We start from the raw sequence: 15479 nt of genomic DNA on the forward strand, positions 1-15479 counted from the left end.
GACCAGCGTCATCGTGTCGGCGGATAATGCGGCGCCGCAGGGCATCGTGGTGCAGGCCATGTTGCAGGCACGCGCGGCCGGGGCCAGGAATTTCCTGATCGCGGTCAAGCATGAGTGAGGCTGCAAGCCTCTCCGCCTTGCATTCCAGGGAAATCCGGATCTGGTGGCCAATGCCGCTGGCGGCAATCATCTGGTTGCTGCTTGTTTGGGGTTTTGCTCATTTCCTGAGCTCTCCCGAGGTCGATGTATCATCGTCAGCGCCGATAGAGGCAAGCTTTGTGGAATTGCCCGAAGCAGCGCCAGCCAGAAGCCCGGATGCGCAGCCCAAAGCCGTGGCCAAAAAAAGCAAAGCCAGGATCCAGCCTCGCCGTGATGCGCCACCCCGCGCCGCCATGCCGGAAAGCAGGCCTGCGATGCCGGAGCCTCCGGCAAGCCCGGAGCCCGCATCAGACCTGGCGCCGCCCACCGACATGATGTCCTACGTCAATGCGGCCAAGGCGCGCCGCCATGCCGCCGAAAGCGCTGCCGCACGGGAAAACGCGGCGGAAACGGCGCGGGAGCGCGGGCCATCGGCTGATGAAATCCGGATGGCGAATATCAAGCGCAATCTCCAGCCACAGGGCACGAACGGCGTGTTTCAAATCATCAGCATGAGTGTCCGGACGGGCAAGTTTTCATTTCGCGGCTGGGCTGGCGATGCCAGCAATGCCCGGCGCGAAGTGATTGAAGTCGATGCCGGTCCGGAGGGTGATGTGGAGCGCGCCATGGTGCGCAGCATGATTGAATTGATTCGCAGATATTACAAAGGGGATTTTAATTGGGAGTCGCAGCGCCTTGGCCGCTCGATTGTCATGTCCGCCCGCATGGAAGATAACGCGGGCCTTGAGGATTTTCTGATGCGTGAGTTTTTTGGGGCGGACAGCGGACTTCACGGGCTTGCATTACGCAAGGATACATTCGCGGCACCGCACCCCCAGAGGCGGTGAAATGCGGTTTTCAAGTTTATGCTTCAAATGGCATGGCACGTTCGATTTCGCCCAGCAAAGCCTGCTGGGCGAGGTCCACCTCTTTCAGCCAGGTTACGGCCAATTCATCCTGCCCGTTGCGTAGAGCCACTTCGAATTCCCTGATTTTTTTGACCAGATCCCCCGCGCCGATGTTGGCGGCCAAGCCCCTGAGCGTATGTGCCAGACGTGCCGCGGCTTCGTGATCGCCCGAAAGATATGCTGCGCGGATGTGCGCAACCGCATCAGCCTGTTTTTCCCGGAACAAGGTCAGTATCTTGCGGTAAAGCGCAACATTGCCGTTGATGCATTCCATGGCCTCATCCGTGTTCACGCCGGCAAGCCGTGGCACACCGGCTTCAGAAAGCGCTGCACCCACATCCTTCTTGTCGTTTCGCGGCGATTGCGGTTTCACCCAGCGCGCCAGAACCAGAAATAACTGTCTGACATTGACCGGCTTGGTGATTTGCTCGTTCATGCCGCTGGCGATGCACTTTTCCCTGTCGCCGAGCAGGGCGTTTGCAGTCATGGCGATAATGGGTATGCCGGCATGGCGCGCACCGGCACGAATTCTCCGGGTGGCTTCGTAGCCGTCCATGACCGGCATCTGGCAATCCATCAGCACGCCATCGTAGCCGGTGCGGCTGATCATTTCCACCGCCTCTGCCCCATTCACGGCGACATCGGCGCGAATGCCCGCGTTGCCGAGAATTGCCAGCGTCAATTCCCGGTTGACCTCGTTATCCTCGACCAGCAGCAGATATGCGCCGCGCAGGCCTTGTTCGCCACCCAGGGCGAGGCTCTGCAAGCGGGGTTCTTCCGGCGTGCCATGCGGCCCGGCTGGTATCCCGAAAGTGGCGCTGAAGAAGAACGTGCTGCCGATGCCGGGCGTGCTTGCCACGCCGATTTCGCCCTCCATCATCGAGACCAGGCGCTTGCTGATGGTCAGTCCCAGGCCGGTGCCGCCGTATTTCCGGGTAGTCGAGTTATCGGCTTGGGTAAAAGGGCTGAAAAGGTGCTGCTGCTGTTCTTCGCTCAAGCCTATCCCGGTATCGGTGACAGCGAAATGCAGGCGCACGCGCCCCGAATCGACGGAGATGCGATGAATGGCAAGAGTGATACTGCCCCGCTCGGTGAACTTGATGGCGTTGTGAATCAGGTTGATCAGGACTTGCCCCAGGCGCAAGGCATCGCCGGTCAGCGTGCCCGGGACGTCACGGCTGATATCGAAGCGCAGCTCGAGGGCTTTTTCCTGCGCTTTTGTGGCGGTGATGGTGGTCACATGCTGTATCACCTGCTCGAGGCTGAAATCGGCTTGTTCCAGCTCCATCTTGCCTGCTTCGACCTTGGAGAAATCCAGGATGTCGTTGATGATTTCAAGCAGGCCATGGGCGGCGGCATCGGCTTTTTCGAGGTAGTTGCGCTGTTTGGGATCGAGCCCGGTGCGTAACGCCAGTTGCGTCATTCCGATGATTGCATTCATCGGCGTGCGGATCTCGTGGCTCATGTTGGCGAGGAAGTCGCTCTTGGCTTGTGTTGCAGTCTCGGCGGCCTCCTTGGCAACGACCAGTTCGCGGTTTGCCCGGGAAAGCTCATCAGTGCGTTGTGCCACCAGACGCTCCAGTTCGTCCTGGTGGGTCTGCAGAGACCGCCTGCCAGCCTCGATCTCCACCAGCAGGGCGTTGAAGTTGCCAACCAGATCGCCGATCTCATTGTCCTCGGCGGGAATCGCGCGCGGAATGAAATCCTGCTGCAAGCGTGCATCGTTCGCTGCTTCCGCCAGTTGGCGGACTGGCAAAATGATGCGGTTGAGAAAGCGCAAGGCCAGGATCAGGGCCAGAATCCCGGCACTGAGGCCGGCGAAGAAGGTCGTCGCAATTGTGCCGAGGTAGGCGTGCCAAAAGTCGTCGAGACGCGCCTGAAGGTAGACGGAGCCGATGAGAGAATCGTCGACCAGAATGGGCAAATGCAGCGTGACCGTGTTCGCCAGCGGCACGATATCCGCTGTGGAGGGTACGATGGCATGCGCATCCGGAGGAAGCAGCTTGTGGATACCGTAGCTGGCCAGGCGGGGACCCTCGTCCAGGTAGAGCGCGGCGGCCTGGATCTCCGGGTAAGCCTCGAACATCCTCAGAACCTCGTGCGCGGCCTTGGCATCGCGGAAGGCGACCGCCGCGCTGGCGGCAGTGCCGGCCGCATTGGCGGCGGCGGTCAAGGTGCGCTGCATATCCCTGCGCTGGTTGTCGAGCGTGAGCGCGGCGTCAGTGAGGAGCGCCAGGCCGATACCAAAAAAGGCAGCCGCGAGGATCAGCCGGACAAAGGGATAGCGGATCGACCGGCGATCGAGGATCGAACCGGTGCGCGGCAGCTTATTCATGGACATGGCGCGCCAGGAGCAACAACTGGGGTGAGAAGCGGAAGCCGGCGCGCCGCCCTTCCGCCAGGTTGATGTCAAACCGGGTGCCGTCTTCCCGCAGGGCAATTTCGATCATCCCGCCGTCCCGCGCGAAGCCCGGATAGGCGCTGATCGTGAGTGTGCGGGGAAGGGCGCGTTGCTCGATTGCCGCATGCCACCGCTGGCTCGAATCGACATAAAGCACATGGCAGCCATCGCCCCGTCCGGCGAGGTTGGCAACAACCAGTTCGCGGCTCAATACCTTGCGGCCGGAAAGTTCGGCCAGGGCTGCTGCCTGCCGTGGGTCCCCGACTGCGATACACAGGCGTATCTGCTGGGTGTTGGCGATTGCTTCAGGCGGGAACTCGGTGAACTTGAGGAAATTGAAAACCATCGCCGCACGCAAGGATTGCTCGTTCGGCATGTTCTGTGCCGTGGCCGGCTGGCAGGCCAGCGCAGCCAAAAGCAGGAGAGCATGGGCAAGGCGGTGCCTGCCGAAGAAGCTCATCAGAACAAGCATCATCCTGACCGGCCAGGTGCGCGGCATGGAATGCGGGTCAGCGGGGAAGGCGCGCGGCAATCAGGATTCCATATCCCGTTGGGGCAGGGTTTTTCGTTTCTCATTGCGCAATGCTATCATCATTTTTGTGGGGTGTTGCCTGCGATGGCCATGGCTAAAACCTGTAGCGTATTTCTGCATGGAAACTTCGCCCGGGCAGCGGCAGATTGCCGGGGAGAGATCTGCTGGAATATTCCCGCGCATCCACGTCAAACAGATTGCGCATGGATGCGGCAAACTCCCAGTCCCGGCGGCGGGAATAACGAAGCGTGGTATCCACCAGGGTATACGCGTCTATTGGCGAACGTGAGTCACCGGCAGGAAGCGGGCGATTGCCGATCCAGTTGGCCTGCATGTTCCAGTTCCAATGAGGCAGGAACGCCCAGTCCGTGCGAAGGTAGGCGGTTTGTTTGGGTACGGTGTTGAATGGAGAATTGCTGTCATTGCGGCTGGTCAGGTTGCCGGAAACCCTCAGGGTCTTGGTTGCTTGCCACATGGCCTCCAGTTCAACACCGCGAGACGTGTTGCTGCCCATGTTCTGGTACTGGTATTGTTTTGACGGATCGGTGGTGATGAGATCGGACTGTTCGAACTGGTAAAAGCCCAGGCCCAGCTTCAAGTCCTTCGAAGCCAGGTAGGAAAATGACAGGTCCCAGGTCTGGGTTTTTTCCGGAGCGAGATCGGGATTGGGTCTGGAGGCAGCGGTCAGGGCGAAAAGCTCCAGATAGGAGGGCGCCCGGAACGCCTCGCCGTACAACAGCTTCGTCGTGAGCCTGTCCGTGCTCTGCCAGACCAGGGCCAGGCGCGGATTCAGCGAGCCGCCGAAGTCGGAGTAATGGTCATAACGCGCCCCGGCAGTCAGTTCCACGTTCTGTGCGAGGGTCCATATGTCCTGGAGAAACAGGTAATGTATCCGGCGGGTCTTTTCCGGCGCAAAGGCATAGGGGGAGTCCGAGACATTGACCAGCGGCCCGCCAGCCGGAAGCGGGTTTCCGTCAGGCCCCGTTCCCAGATTGATGAATTGTTCGACAAAATACAGATTTTCCGAGTTGTATCCTCCGCCCAGGCGGATGGCATGCGTCTTCAGGCCGGTATACAGGCCGCTGCCCTCAACAGCAAAGCCGCGTTCAGCAGATCTCATCTGATTGATAAAGCCGTCTGGATAGGTGCCTGTAGCGTCGGTATAGCCCGCCGGGTACTCCTGAAACCCGTCGCCTGAAGTGTAGTCGAGGTGGAAATAACGAAGTTCAGTATTCAGGCTCCAGTCCTGGGTGAACTCATCATTGTTGTAAAACAGCGCGATGCTGGACCGGCTGTCGCTTCCGCGGGTCAGCGGATCCAGTACGGAGGCGCCCGTCAGCCCGATCTCCACATTGCTGTGGCGCAAATGGTCGGCAAGCAGGCGCCAGTTGCCCCTGGCCATGGAGAAACGGATATCCGTGCCGTCCCAGCCGTAGCGGGCGTGGCCTGGAGCGTAAGATATCCGGGTGCCAAAGGCATTGTCCCTGGCTGTCTGGCCATCCACTGCAATATACGGGTTGTGGCCATCGGTGTGCGACTGTTCAGCCGTAAAGCCGATATCAAAACCGTTCCATTCCCCGCCGTGCTGCACCCAGCCCGCCCGCGTGTCGAAACTGCCTGCACGCACGCCAGCTTCGGATTGCGTGATTTTCCCCGCGGTTTTGGTGATGACATTGATCACGCCAGCCGAGGCGTCCGAGCCGAACAGGGCGGAGCCGGGGCCGCGGATGATTTCAACCCGTTCGATCATGCTCGTCGTCAGGCCTTTCCAGAAAATGCTGGAAGACCACACCAGGTCTTTTACGGGTGAGCCGTTCACCATCAGCAGGGTGTGAGTGGGGGCGGCGCCGCGCATTGTCACCTGTGGCCTGAACCCGAACAGGTTGGCCCTGATGTAAATGCCGGGTACGGTTTGCAGGATCTCCGTGAGATTGGTCGCGCCGGTGGCCCTGATGTCTTCCGCCGTGATGACCGAGACCACGGACGGCGCCTTGGCAAGCGCCTGTTCCGTATTGGTGGATATCTTGATTTTGGTCCTTGTCAGCTCTTCCAGGCTTAATGACAGCAATTGATCCATTCCTGAACCGGTATCGGCATGGGCGGTTAACGCAAGGAATAGCCCAAGAAACGGCATCACTGGGGTAAGTATCTTCATGTTTCTCTTCATTCCCTTGTCGTCACTTCTCTTTTGCTTTTCTTAATGCCTGCCGGACGATATTACGTGGAGGCAATTCCGGAAGGCCCGAATCGGAATCCCCTTGGGACAACGGCCACTTGTTCAGTGGTTCCTTTTCAGATCATGCAGCTCTTTGCGCAACTGCTCAAATACAGGTTTTTTCGGCATTCCTTCTTGTTGCATCCCGGCGTGTATTTGCCTTAAACGCTCGGCAAAATCCTCAAAACCATAAACAGCCATCATGCCGCGCAATTGATGCAGCTTTTTTGAAATGGCTTCGGGTTCGCCGGAAGTTTCCAGTTCTCGCAGCATGGCGTCAGCGTAGGCAAACATTTTTGGAAACAGGTTTGCCAGAGGGTGTGGAGCCGGTTCAGCAGGCTGAAGCAGTTGCAATGCATTCATCAGGTCTTTTTGCTTCAGCGGTTTTGCCAGATAAGCGCTGGCGCCGGCATCCAGAATGCGTTGCCTGTCCCCGGGAAAGTCGCTGGAGGTGACGGCCAGAATCAGGGTTCCGGGTAGAAGCTGCTCCTGCTCCCATTTTCGCATCCCGGCCATGGTGTCATAGCCGTCAAGCCCGGGCATTTCAATGTCCAGCAGCACGGCATCGTAGCGATACCGCTTGAACAGATTCAATGCGGCAAATCCATCCGCGGCTTCGTCGATATGTTGCGCGGCACACTCCAAATGTATCCTGAATATGTCCCTGTTGAGCTCAACGTCATCCACCACCAGTGCCCGTACAAGTTTCAGGCCGGGCGTGAGGTGCTGATCAGCGGAAAAAGGGGGGTGTGAATTTGTCATGAAACACCTCCCCTTTTTGTGCGGATTAACATGGCTTATTATGATGAACCAGGGCAGAAAGTGAGGCTGGAAAAATCATGAATACAGTATCGCCCTGATCAAGCAATAAATTGATCTGTATAAGATTTTAGTTTGAAATCAGCTTGAATGCGTGCCCGTGAAAAAATTATTTTTTCGCACGGAATAACGGGTCAGGATTCATCGGAAGGCGTCTTGCCCCGGGCCAGAAAATCAATGCGGTTCCCTAGCAGCCTGTCGGACTTAAAGGAAATCGGCTGCAAATTCGCCTGGACGATCCATATTTCGCCGCTTTTTTGGGCAATAGAATGACTATTGCCCGGCAAAACCAACAAAATCTGTCTTCGCCCAGCCAAATTTTCGCTTCGATTCTTCAAGTCCGGCAGGCTGCTAGCCGTTCATGCTTCGGTCTCCGGAAGGCGAATGGTGTACTGGCCGGATTTTTCGTCACGCATCAGCACGAGAAGTCCCTGTTTCTGCGCGCCCTCAACCAGATCCTTGAATGAGCGGAAGCCATAGAATGACTCGGTAAAGCCGGGCCTGCGCCGTTGCATGGTGGTCTTGACCAGCGAGCCCCAGATTTTTTCATCCGATCCGCGTTCCGAGATCAGCCCTTCAACTGTTTCAACCAGGAAATCCAGCGCTTCCTGGCGCTTGTTTTCCTCCCGTTTTGCTTCGGTGGGCTTCGCCTCTCCGGCTGCTGATTTGGCTGGGGTCTTGGCGGCGCTCTGTTTCTTTTTCTTTTTGCTCTCCTGCTCGCGCACCAGGTCGTCGTAAAAAATAAACTCGTCGCAATTGGCACTCAACAGGTCCGAGGTCGAATCCTTCACGCCGATGCCGATTACATGCTTGTTGTTTTCACGCAGCTTGGACACCAGCGGCGAGAAATCCGAATCGCCGCTGATGATGACAAAGGTGTCCACGTGGGCCTTGGTATAGCAAAGATCGAGTGCGTCAACAACCATGCGGATGTCGGCCGAGTTCTTGCCCGACTGGCGCACATGCGGGATTTCGATCAGTTCGAAGGCCGCCTCATGCATGGTGGCCTTGAATTCCTTGTAGCGATCCCAGTCGCAATAGGCTTTCTTGACCACGATGCTGCCCTTGAGCAGCAGGCGTTCCAGCACCTTCTTGATATCGAACTGCGCGTACTTGGCGTCGCGAACACCCAGCGCGATATTCTCGAAATCGCAGAATAACGCCATGTTGGTGATTTCAGACTGGCTCGCCATCGTGAACTCCTTTGGAAAATTGTGAGTGCTGGCTGCTATTCTTGATGACATTCGTTCAGAGCGCAAATCCGATTATCCGGATTGCATGTGTCGTGGCCGCAGCAAGGGGTTTTCCGCCAGAATGGGCAATCGGCTGGCACGGTAACCGGCATGCAGATGAGCTGGTTGAGGCTTTGGTGAGCGCCCGGAAACATGGCATCTGAATGTCGAAAATTTTTACAGTGTGGCTTGAGTGTTTTTTATGTGAGCTCACGAAGGCTTTGCCTGATGTGCGTAACATACTGTAATTAAATGTAATTAATGTTTAATCTTTTTTTCTGGCATGGGTGATGCTTGGCAGTGAATAAAGGCAGAACGATAGGGAAATTAAAAATCGTGTCTGGCCCCATTCGGCATTAAACCTGGTGAGGAGATAATAATGAAAACAAAACTTTTAGCCGCGGCACTCGGTGCAAGTCTGTCGTTGGCGGCGATTTCTGCAAACGCCACGCACACGGTGTATTTCGGGGAAGATCTTGGCGTGGGTGAAGGGACGCCCCTGGCATTTCATCCCAATGCTGACGCGGCTCGCGCCAGCTTTTTCAGCCAACTGGTTGGCGTTGGAACGGAATCGCTGGAAACGTTTGCGGATGGCACTTCCGGGCCTTTGGCCATTAGTTTCCCAGGCTTCGGTACCGCTACTCTTGGAGGAACTGGCTCTGTTAACACCGTGCTAAGCGGCACTAACGGTGTCGGTCGTTATCCCATCAGCGGCGTCAACTACTGGGAAGGCAGCGGGGTATTCACCATCGTGTTTAGCGCGCCAGTGGCGGCCTTCGGCTTCTATGGAATTGATATCGGGGATTATGGCGGCCAGGTGACGGCAACACTGGGCGGCGGCAGCACCGAGACATACAATATCCCCAACACGATTTATGGCTCAGGCGGCGGGGTGCTGTACTGGGGCATCATCGATACGGTGAACACCTTTACGAGCTTGACTTTCGGCAATACGGCAGGGGGAACGGACTACTTCGGATTTGACGATTTTAGCGTCGGCGGGGTCGAACAGGTGCATGTTCCGGAACCGGCAAGTCTCGCACTCATGGCGGTTGGCCTTGCTGGCCTGGCGGCTTTGCGGCGCAGGAAAAGTTATCCCGTAGCTTGACTTGACCTTGTTTGGTTTGCGGGCCGCATGATCCGGTTTGGATCGTGCGGCTTTTTTGATCCAGAGTTGTTGTCAGTAGCTTTGGGCCGGCACTTTTTTAAATTTGCATATCCATGGAATTAAGCGCATAGTTCGCGCCTGCGATCTTCAAGTCGTGTCGTTGCTGTTTGATTCAGTGCCCCGAATTCTCAGGTATTTCTTCCTTCATCATCCCGCTGTCTTGGTCTTCGCCTTCAAGGGCATTCCCCTTTTATTTACGTTTATTAAGGATATCAAGACATGGCAACAGGTACTGTCAAATGGTTCAACGATGCAAAAGGCTTTGGCTTTGTGACCCCCGATGGTGGTGGTGACGATCTTTTCGTGCATTTTTCCGCAATCCAGGGTGATGGCTTCAAAACCCTGCAGGAAAATCAGCGCGTGAGCTTCGATGCCACGACCGGCCCCAAAGGGCCACAAGCCTCAAATATTCGCGCTGCTGAATAAATTACAGCGCTCTTGGGATTGAGAGATCAATCTCACCGGAAAAACCCGGTATTCCCGGGTTTTTCCGATTTTTCTCTGGAGACAAACCATTGGCGAAAGAAGAACTAATTGAAATGAATGGCGTGGTAGACGAAGTTCTGCCCGATTCACGTTTTCGCGTTACGCTTGAAAATGGCCACAAGCTGGTTGCTTATACGGCTGGCAAGATGCGCAAGAACCATATTCGAATTATTGCAGGCGACAAGATCACCATTGAACTGTCGCCTTACGATATCAGCAATGGGCGGATCACTTTCCGTCACATCGAGGGGCGCCCCGCTGCGACTCCCCGGCGCCGTGCTTTCTGAGCACAAACAGCGCCAGAAAGTGAGCAACTAAAAAAAGGCGCTGCGGCGCCTTTTTTGTGGCCGCCAAGCCACCGGCTGCGGCAGTTTCTTACCTGCTTTGCCAAAGAAAAATACAGTCAATCCCTCATAGGTATATTCACTCCTGGCGCGTAGTTTGGAATTATCTAAAACAGCAACAGGAGACTGACATGAGCGGCCAAATCCAGATCAAAATCGACCAAGACCTCTACGACCGGCTGATGCTGCTCATGGTGCCTCCCATCAGTGACGCCAATGCGGTAATCAGGGAGCTGTTGATTCTGGACGGGCGAACCGGCCGGTCAGCTGCTGAACTGGCCGCCAGCGAACAGCACTACACTTATGAACAGGAACTCGAGCGCTCCAGCATGGGGGTTTACGATTGCGGCGGGGGGACCTGAGCCTGCATGCATTCGTCAGTCAGCTGTAACGGTAGGGGGTTACCAGGCCTGCTGATAAATTTGCCGATACAGCTTGCGCATGTTTTCCAGTTGCGTTGCATCGGGCGGGGTGGCACCGTAGCGCGCATCCTCGAACAGACGGGTCAAATCGCCGAGCTCCGGGCGCAGGTCGTCGAGCAGGGCGCACAAATGGGCGAGGTATTCTCGGGTGGTGTCGGAGCGGCCACGGGGCATGTCGCCGAGGGCGAAAACGCGCTCCATGGCGGCATACAGTTGCCGGGCGCCGTGTGCGCCACCAGCGTGGAAACCCAGCATGCCATAGCGCAGATAATCGAAGCGGGTGCGCAGCCAGGTGCCGGCCCTGGCCTCGCGCAGCAGCAACCACAGGGCGATGAGCAGGGCGAGCAGGGCGAACCAGAGCAAGCCGGATATCACCGCGTCCCGGTGCTCCTTGAGCCACTTTTTCAGGGCCTCCCACAGATCGGTCAGTTGCTTCATTACCGGGGCCATGATCTTGCCGGTTTGCTCGGAAAGGTCTGCCATTCCGTTGATGATGTTGGCCTGCCAGCCGGGCATGCCGGGTCTTGCGGCGGCCTTGCGCAAGAGGCCGTATTTTGGGACTACCCCAGCCTGGCGCGGATGGCCTCGAATTCCATCCGGTAGCGGGTTGCCAGCGTGCTGGCCGTGCGCTTTAGCGCAGCCGGGTCTGCCGCCATGGCCGCGCCGAGGCCCTGGCCAATGCCCGGCACTGCAACCGTGCCGGGCATGCCCGGCATTTCCCAGGTGCTGGCGTAGGCTGCCTGCTTGGTTTGCGGGCTGGTTTCAGCCGGATGACGCAGGTTGACGCGCGGCAGGGCGAATGCCATGGCGACGATCCTGCCGTGCAGGCTGCTGCCGCAATAGGCGCGGCTGTGGGCGATGAGGGCGCAGATGTCCCACAACTGGAGCGAGGTGAATATTTGTACGGCGCTGGAGCGCATGCGGGCTGCGCAGCGCTGGTAGCAGACCAGCTCGTCATGCCAGGGCGCTGCGCCGGCACGGAAAAACACCACGCCCAGCCCGCTTTCATGGCTGATCTGGTCCAGCTGGGCGGCGATCTCCGAAAGAGTGGCGTCATCGCCGAATTCGGCGCTGAACTGCACCGCGATATAGCCTTGCGGCAGTGAGTCGAGAATCCGCGCAGTCTCGCCTGCACGGGCATGGCGGCGGATTTCCTCGCCGAACAGCCCGGCCACCATGACCGCCGGGTCGGGCATGAGGCGGGCCTCTATGCCTGCTGCAGCGAGACCGGAAAGCGTGACCTTGTCACGCACTCCGACCTGGTCAGCTTCTTTCAGCTTGGCCTCAACTTCCGCACGGAAAGGCGCATCACGGCTGGCCAGATCGATTCCGCCGACACCGTTGTAAATCACGCTGGCCACGCCGGGAAAAAGCCGCCTTGCAACGGCATAAGGCGCAAGGACGCCGATTCCCAGCATGCCCTGTGCCCATTTCTGCTTTTCCGCTGCATGGGCGTCGAGGCGAGCGATGATGGCCTGCGCCTGCTCCGGCGCTTGCAGCATGACTGCGGCCTGCCAGGCATCGCAGGTGAGCAGTTCGCCGCCAGCGTGGAAAATATTTATCGGGTGATTTCCCATCTCCAGGGCAAGCTGGGCCAGCGCCCTGACCTGATGCCCGCCATAGGGGCGCATGTCGCGTTCCGCCAGGCCGGCGAAAATCAGGTTTTTACCAGGCAGCAGGGCCGCAGTGATATGCGGAAACAGCAGGTCGCCAACATTGTGGCGGTCGAAAGCGCCAAACAGAATGGTGGGGGCAAGGGATTCCATGGGATGAATCATATTCCCATTTTATTCAGGTATTAAGCAGGCGCTGCCCGTGAATATTGAATGCGCATTGCGCATGACAGTTTGGGTGCCGGGCGGGTGTGGGGGAGCTGGAATAGGTGGAAATTCGCTAGCAGGTGTTGCAAAGCTAACATCCGGATTTGCTCTGCAAGCTTGCGTTTGTTTTCAAGAGAAGTCATTGTTCAACATTTTTTAACAGCTTAATGGGTCGTGCTGCGGCTGTTTTTATGTCAGCATATCGCCTGAATTTTCTCAACCCATTCTTTAACCAACCATAGATAGGCAAACTTATGAAATTGATTCTTCTTGGCGCCCCGGGCGCAGGCAAAGGTACTGTGGCCAAGCTGCTCACCCAGCTGGACGGTTCTGTGCAGATTTCCACTGGTGATATCCTCCGCGCAGCCGTGGCTGCCGGCACCGAACTCGGCAAGAAAGCCGAAGCTGCGATGAAAGCAGGCGACCTGGTTTCCGACGACCTCATCATGGGCATCATGAGCGAGCGCCTGAAACAGGACGATTGCAAGAATGGTTATCTGCTCGACGGTTTTCCACGCACCATTCCCCAGGCTGAAGCGTTGACGAAGATGCTGGCCGATATGGGCGAGAAGCTCGACGCCGTGGTGAACATCGACGTGCCGCGCGACGTGATCCTGGACCGCCTGACGACCCGTCGCACCTGCACCAAGTGCAATGCGATCTACAACGTCAAATCCACCCCGCCCAAAGTCGAAGGCGTGTGCGACAAGTGCGGCGGCCCCGTGGTACAGCGCGACGACGAAACCGAACAAGCTATCGGTAACCGTCTCGATGTGTACAACCAGAAGACTGCTCCGCTGGCCAGCTTCTACGAGAAGGCAGGCATGCTCATGACCGTGACTGCGACTTCCAGCGATACCGTGATCGCCGCTATCAAGAGCAAGCTCGGTATCAAGTAAGCGTAAGCTTTCGAAATCCGAAGCAGAATTCTTCTGCGGACAAAGCCCCCACACGTTGGGGGCTTTGTTTTTTTCGTCACCCTCGAGCACTCCTGCACCGGCCATCAATAATCAGCGAAGCGCACCAAGTCCCATATTCACCACATGCGGCCTGTCCGTAAATCCCAATATTCAGGCGTTTGGCATGTATTGATGCGGGCTAAGCTGCATGGTTTAAAACTGCGACAAGGCTCATGCCGGAAAGAATGAACTCCCCCCACCCTGTGCGATAATATCGCCCTCATGTCTTCCATCCATCTTCTATCCGACCTCCTCATCAACCAGATCGCTGCCGGCGAGGTGGTCGAGCGCCCGGCCTCGGCCCTCAAGGAGCTGCTGGAAAACAGCCTGGATGCGGGTAGCGGCGAGATTTCGGTGCTATTGCAGCAGGGCGGGGTGAAATCCCTGCGCGTCGCGGACAATGGTGCCGGCATCACGCGCGACGAGCTGCGTCTGGCGCTGTCGCGCCACGCCACCAGCAAGATCGCCAGCCTCGATGATCTGGAAAGCGTGAAGAGCCTGGGATTCCGCGGCGAGGCGCTGGCCAGCATCGCGGCGATTTCGCGCCTGGCGCTCACCAGCCGCAGGCAGGGCGAGCGCCATGCCTGGCGCATGGAGGCCGCCGGAGGCGATCTTTCCGGTTTGCAGCCGGCAGCGCTGGAGGCCGGGACGGTGGTGGAAATGCAGGATATCTATTTCAACACCCCGGCGCGGCGCAAATTCCTCAAGACCGAGGCGACCGAGTACGCGCACTGCGAGGAAGCCCTGCGCCGCATGGCCATCAGCCGCCCCGATGTGGCTTTTGGCCTGCAGCATAACGGGCGCAAGATCTGGCAACTGGCTCCATCGAGACTGGTGCAGCGCGCGGCGGCGGTGCTGGGCGAAGAATTTGCAGCGGCGTCGGTGCAGCTGGATGAGCGCGCGGGCGGACTGCGCCTGCACGGCCTGGCGGGACTGCCGGGTTTTACCCGCGGCAGCCGCGATGCGCAATATGTCTATGTCAATGGCCGCTTCGTGCGCGACAAGCTGGTTTCTCACGCGATTCGGGAAGCCTACAAGGACATCCTGCACCACGACCGTCACCCGGCCTTCGTGCTGTTCATCGAACTGGAGCCGGAAATGGTGGATGTCAACGTCCATCCCAGCAAGATCGAGGTGCGCTTCCGCGAATCGCGCGCGGTGCATCAGCTGATCTACCACGCGCTCAACAAGGCGCTGGCGGCGCCCATTGCCGCGCGCCAGGCGGGGCCGTCATCCGCTCCTCAGGCTAGCGGGTATGCGCCGCCACCCACCTATGCCACGCAGACGCGCATGTCCCTGGGCGTGGAGGAGCGCAGCAATCTTTATCACACCCTGTTCGGGCAGATTGCCCGCCCCGAGCCGGCCTTCAGCGCGCCCGAAGCACAGCCCGAGCCGGAAGTGCCGCCGCTGGGCTATGCCCTGGCCCAGCTGCATGGCGTGTACATCCTGGCGCAGAGCGTGCGCGGCCTGATCATTGTGGATATGCACGCGGCGCACGAGCGGGTCACATACGAGCGGCTCAAGGTGGCGATGGAACAGCATGCCATGAGCGCGCAGCCGCTGCTGATCCCGGTGTCCTTCCACGCCACGCAGCTCGAAGTGGCCGCCGCCGGGGAAAGCCGGGAAGCCCTGGGCGAGCTGGGCTTCGAGCTGGCCGTGCTTTCACCCACCACGCTGGCGGTGCGCGCGGTGCCGGTGCTGTTGCAGGACTCCGACCCGGTGCTGCTGGCGCGCGACGTGCTCAAGGAAGTCCGCGAATACGGCGCCAGCCGGGTGGTGACCGAGCGCCGCAACGAACTGCTCGCCACCATGGCCTGCCACGCCTCGGTGCGCGCCAACCGCAGGCTCGGCGTGCCGGAAATGAACGCCCTCTTGCGCGAGATGGAAGCCACCGAGCGCGCCGACCAGTGCAATCATGGCCGCCCCACCTGGCGCGAAATTTCCATGCAGGAGCTGGACCAGCTGTTCATGCGCGGCAAATGAGGCTGAAAACTTTTGCTCTAAACCACGGAGGACACGGAGAGCACGGAGAAAA

Annotated in this window: 14 protein-coding genes; 7 read left to right on the forward strand and 7 right to left on the reverse strand. The window is 58.4% G+C overall.

Annotation, left to right across the window (positions count from 1 at the left end):
* Window positions 1-110 precede the first annotated feature (110 nt).
* Window positions 111-986 carry a hypothetical protein gene (locus WC392_13425; GenBank protein ID MFA5243365.1) on the forward strand — a complete coding sequence of 292 codons (876 nt, stop codon included), beginning with the start codon at window positions 111-113 and terminating at the stop codon, window positions 984-986.
* Window positions 987-1002: 16 nt separating this feature from the next.
* On the opposite strand, the gene WC392_13430 is transcribed toward WC392_13425, so the two are convergent.
* The 5 genes from WC392_13430 to WC392_13450 all read right to left on the reverse strand — a co-directional run bounded on the left by WC392_13430 (window position 1003) and on the right by WC392_13450 (window position 8206).
* Complete coding sequence (locus tag WC392_13430) at window positions 1003-3387, reverse strand: ATP-binding protein (protein MFA5243366.1); 2385 nt, start codon at window positions 3385-3387, stop codon at window positions 1003-1005.
* Complete coding sequence (locus WC392_13435) at window positions 3374-3979, reverse strand: YfiR family protein (protein ID MFA5243367.1); 606 nt, start codon at window positions 3977-3979, stop codon at window positions 3374-3376. The genes WC392_13430 and WC392_13435 overlap by 14 nt, the downstream gene beginning before the upstream one ends.
* A gap of 94 nt (window positions 3980-4073) precedes the next feature.
* On the reverse strand, window positions 4074-6134 hold the full coding sequence (locus WC392_13440) for a TonB-dependent receptor (GenBank protein ID MFA5243368.1): 2061 nt from the start codon (window positions 6132-6134) through the stop codon (window positions 4074-4076).
* Between the two features lie 123 nt (window positions 6135-6257).
* Entirely contained in the window at window positions 6258-6956 is a 699-nt protein-coding gene (locus WC392_13445) for a response regulator (GenBank protein ID MFA5243369.1), read from the reverse strand.
* 416 nt (window positions 6957-7372) lie between these two features.
* Complete coding sequence (locus tag WC392_13450; GenBank protein MFA5243370.1) at window positions 7373-8206, reverse strand: NYN domain-containing protein; 834 nt, start codon at window positions 8204-8206, stop codon at window positions 7373-7375.
* Between the two features lie 418 nt (window positions 8207-8624).
* On the opposite strand from WC392_13450, the gene WC392_13455 reads away from it, so the two are divergent.
* From WC392_13455 to WC392_13470, 4 genes are all read left to right on the forward strand, one after another.
* Complete coding sequence (locus tag WC392_13455; GenBank protein MFA5243371.1) at window positions 8625-9353, forward strand: PEP-CTERM sorting domain-containing protein; 729 nt, start codon at window positions 8625-8627, stop codon at window positions 9351-9353.
* 279 nt (window positions 9354-9632) lie between these two features.
* On the forward strand, window positions 9633-9839 hold the full coding sequence (locus tag WC392_13460) for a cold-shock protein (protein ID MFA5243372.1): 207 nt from the start codon (window positions 9633-9635) through the stop codon (window positions 9837-9839).
* An 89-nt stretch (window positions 9840-9928) separates the two neighbouring features.
* Window positions 9929-10186: a translation initiation factor IF-1 gene (infA, locus tag WC392_13465; GenBank protein ID MFA5243373.1), complete on the forward strand. Its 258-nt coding sequence runs from the start codon at window positions 9929-9931 to the stop codon at window positions 10184-10186.
* A gap of 188 nt (window positions 10187-10374) precedes the next feature.
* On the forward strand, window positions 10375-10605 hold the full coding sequence (locus tag WC392_13470) for a hypothetical protein (protein MFA5243374.1): 231 nt from the start codon (window positions 10375-10377) through the stop codon (window positions 10603-10605).
* 39 nt (window positions 10606-10644) lie between these two features.
* Here the strand turns inward: WC392_13470 and WC392_13475 are convergent, their stop codons facing one another.
* Complete coding sequence (locus tag WC392_13475) at window positions 10645-11181, reverse strand: DUF4129 domain-containing protein (protein ID MFA5243375.1); 537 nt, start codon at window positions 11179-11181, stop codon at window positions 10645-10647.
* 44 nt (window positions 11182-11225) lie between these two features.
* Complete coding sequence (locus WC392_13480) at window positions 11226-12431, reverse strand: polysaccharide pyruvyl transferase family protein (protein ID MFA5243376.1); 1206 nt, start codon at window positions 12429-12431, stop codon at window positions 11226-11228.
* A 308-nt stretch (window positions 12432-12739) separates the two neighbouring features.
* Here WC392_13480 and WC392_13485 point away from each other — a divergent pair, with 308 nt between their 5' ends.
* Window positions 12740-13384 (forward strand): adenylate kinase, encoded by a 645-nt coding sequence (locus WC392_13485; protein MFA5243377.1) that lies wholly within the window; start codon window positions 12740-12742, stop codon window positions 13382-13384.
* Between the two features lie 282 nt (window positions 13385-13666).
* A complete protein-coding gene (mutL, locus tag WC392_13490; GenBank protein MFA5243378.1) occupies window positions 13667-15427 on the forward strand; it encodes a DNA mismatch repair endonuclease MutL in 1761 nt (586 codons plus the stop codon).
* Window positions 15428-15479: the final 52 nt, after the last annotated feature.

The organism is Sulfuricella sp. (assembly GCA_041651995.1).
GTDB lineage: Bacteria > Pseudomonadota > Gammaproteobacteria > Burkholderiales > Sulfuricellaceae > Sulfurimicrobium.

Coding starts and splice junctions, on each gene's coding strand:
- WC392_13445 (MFA5243369.1), bottom strand. CDS start 6,956: ATGACAAATTCACACCCCCCTTTTTCCGCTGATCAGCACCTCACGCCC.
- WC392_13450 (MFA5243370.1), bottom strand. CDS start 8,206: ATGGCGAGCCAGTCTGAAATCACCAACATGGCGTTATTCTGCGATTTC.
- WC392_13460 (MFA5243372.1), top strand. CDS start 9,633: ATGGCAACAGGTACTGTCAAATGGTTCAACGATGCAAAAGGCTTTGGC.
- WC392_13480 (MFA5243376.1), bottom strand. CDS start 12,431: ATGGAATCCCTTGCCCCCACCATTCTGTTTGGCGCTTTCGACCGCCAC.
- WC392_13485 (MFA5243377.1), top strand. CDS start 12,740: ATGAAATTGATTCTTCTTGGCGCCCCGGGCGCAGGCAAAGGTACTGTG.
- WC392_13470 (MFA5243374.1), top strand. CDS start 10,375: ATGAGCGGCCAAATCCAGATCAAAATCGACCAAGACCTCTACGACCGG.
- WC392_13425 (MFA5243365.1), top strand. CDS start 111: ATGAGTGAGGCTGCAAGCCTCTCCGCCTTGCATTCCAGGGAAATCCGG.
- WC392_13455 (MFA5243371.1), top strand. CDS start 8,625: ATGAAAACAAAACTTTTAGCCGCGGCACTCGGTGCAAGTCTGTCGTTG.
- mutL (MFA5243378.1), top strand. CDS start 13,667: ATGTCTTCCATCCATCTTCTATCCGACCTCCTCATCAACCAGATCGCT.
- WC392_13430 (MFA5243366.1), bottom strand. CDS start 3,387: ATGTCCATGAATAAGCTGCCGCGCACCGGTTCGATCCTCGATCGCCGG.
- WC392_13440 (MFA5243368.1), bottom strand. CDS start 6,134: ATGAAGATACTTACCCCAGTGATGCCGTTTCTTGGGCTATTCCTTGCG.
- WC392_13475 (MFA5243375.1), bottom strand. CDS start 11,181: ATGCCCGGCTGGCAGGCCAACATCATCAACGGAATGGCAGACCTTTCC.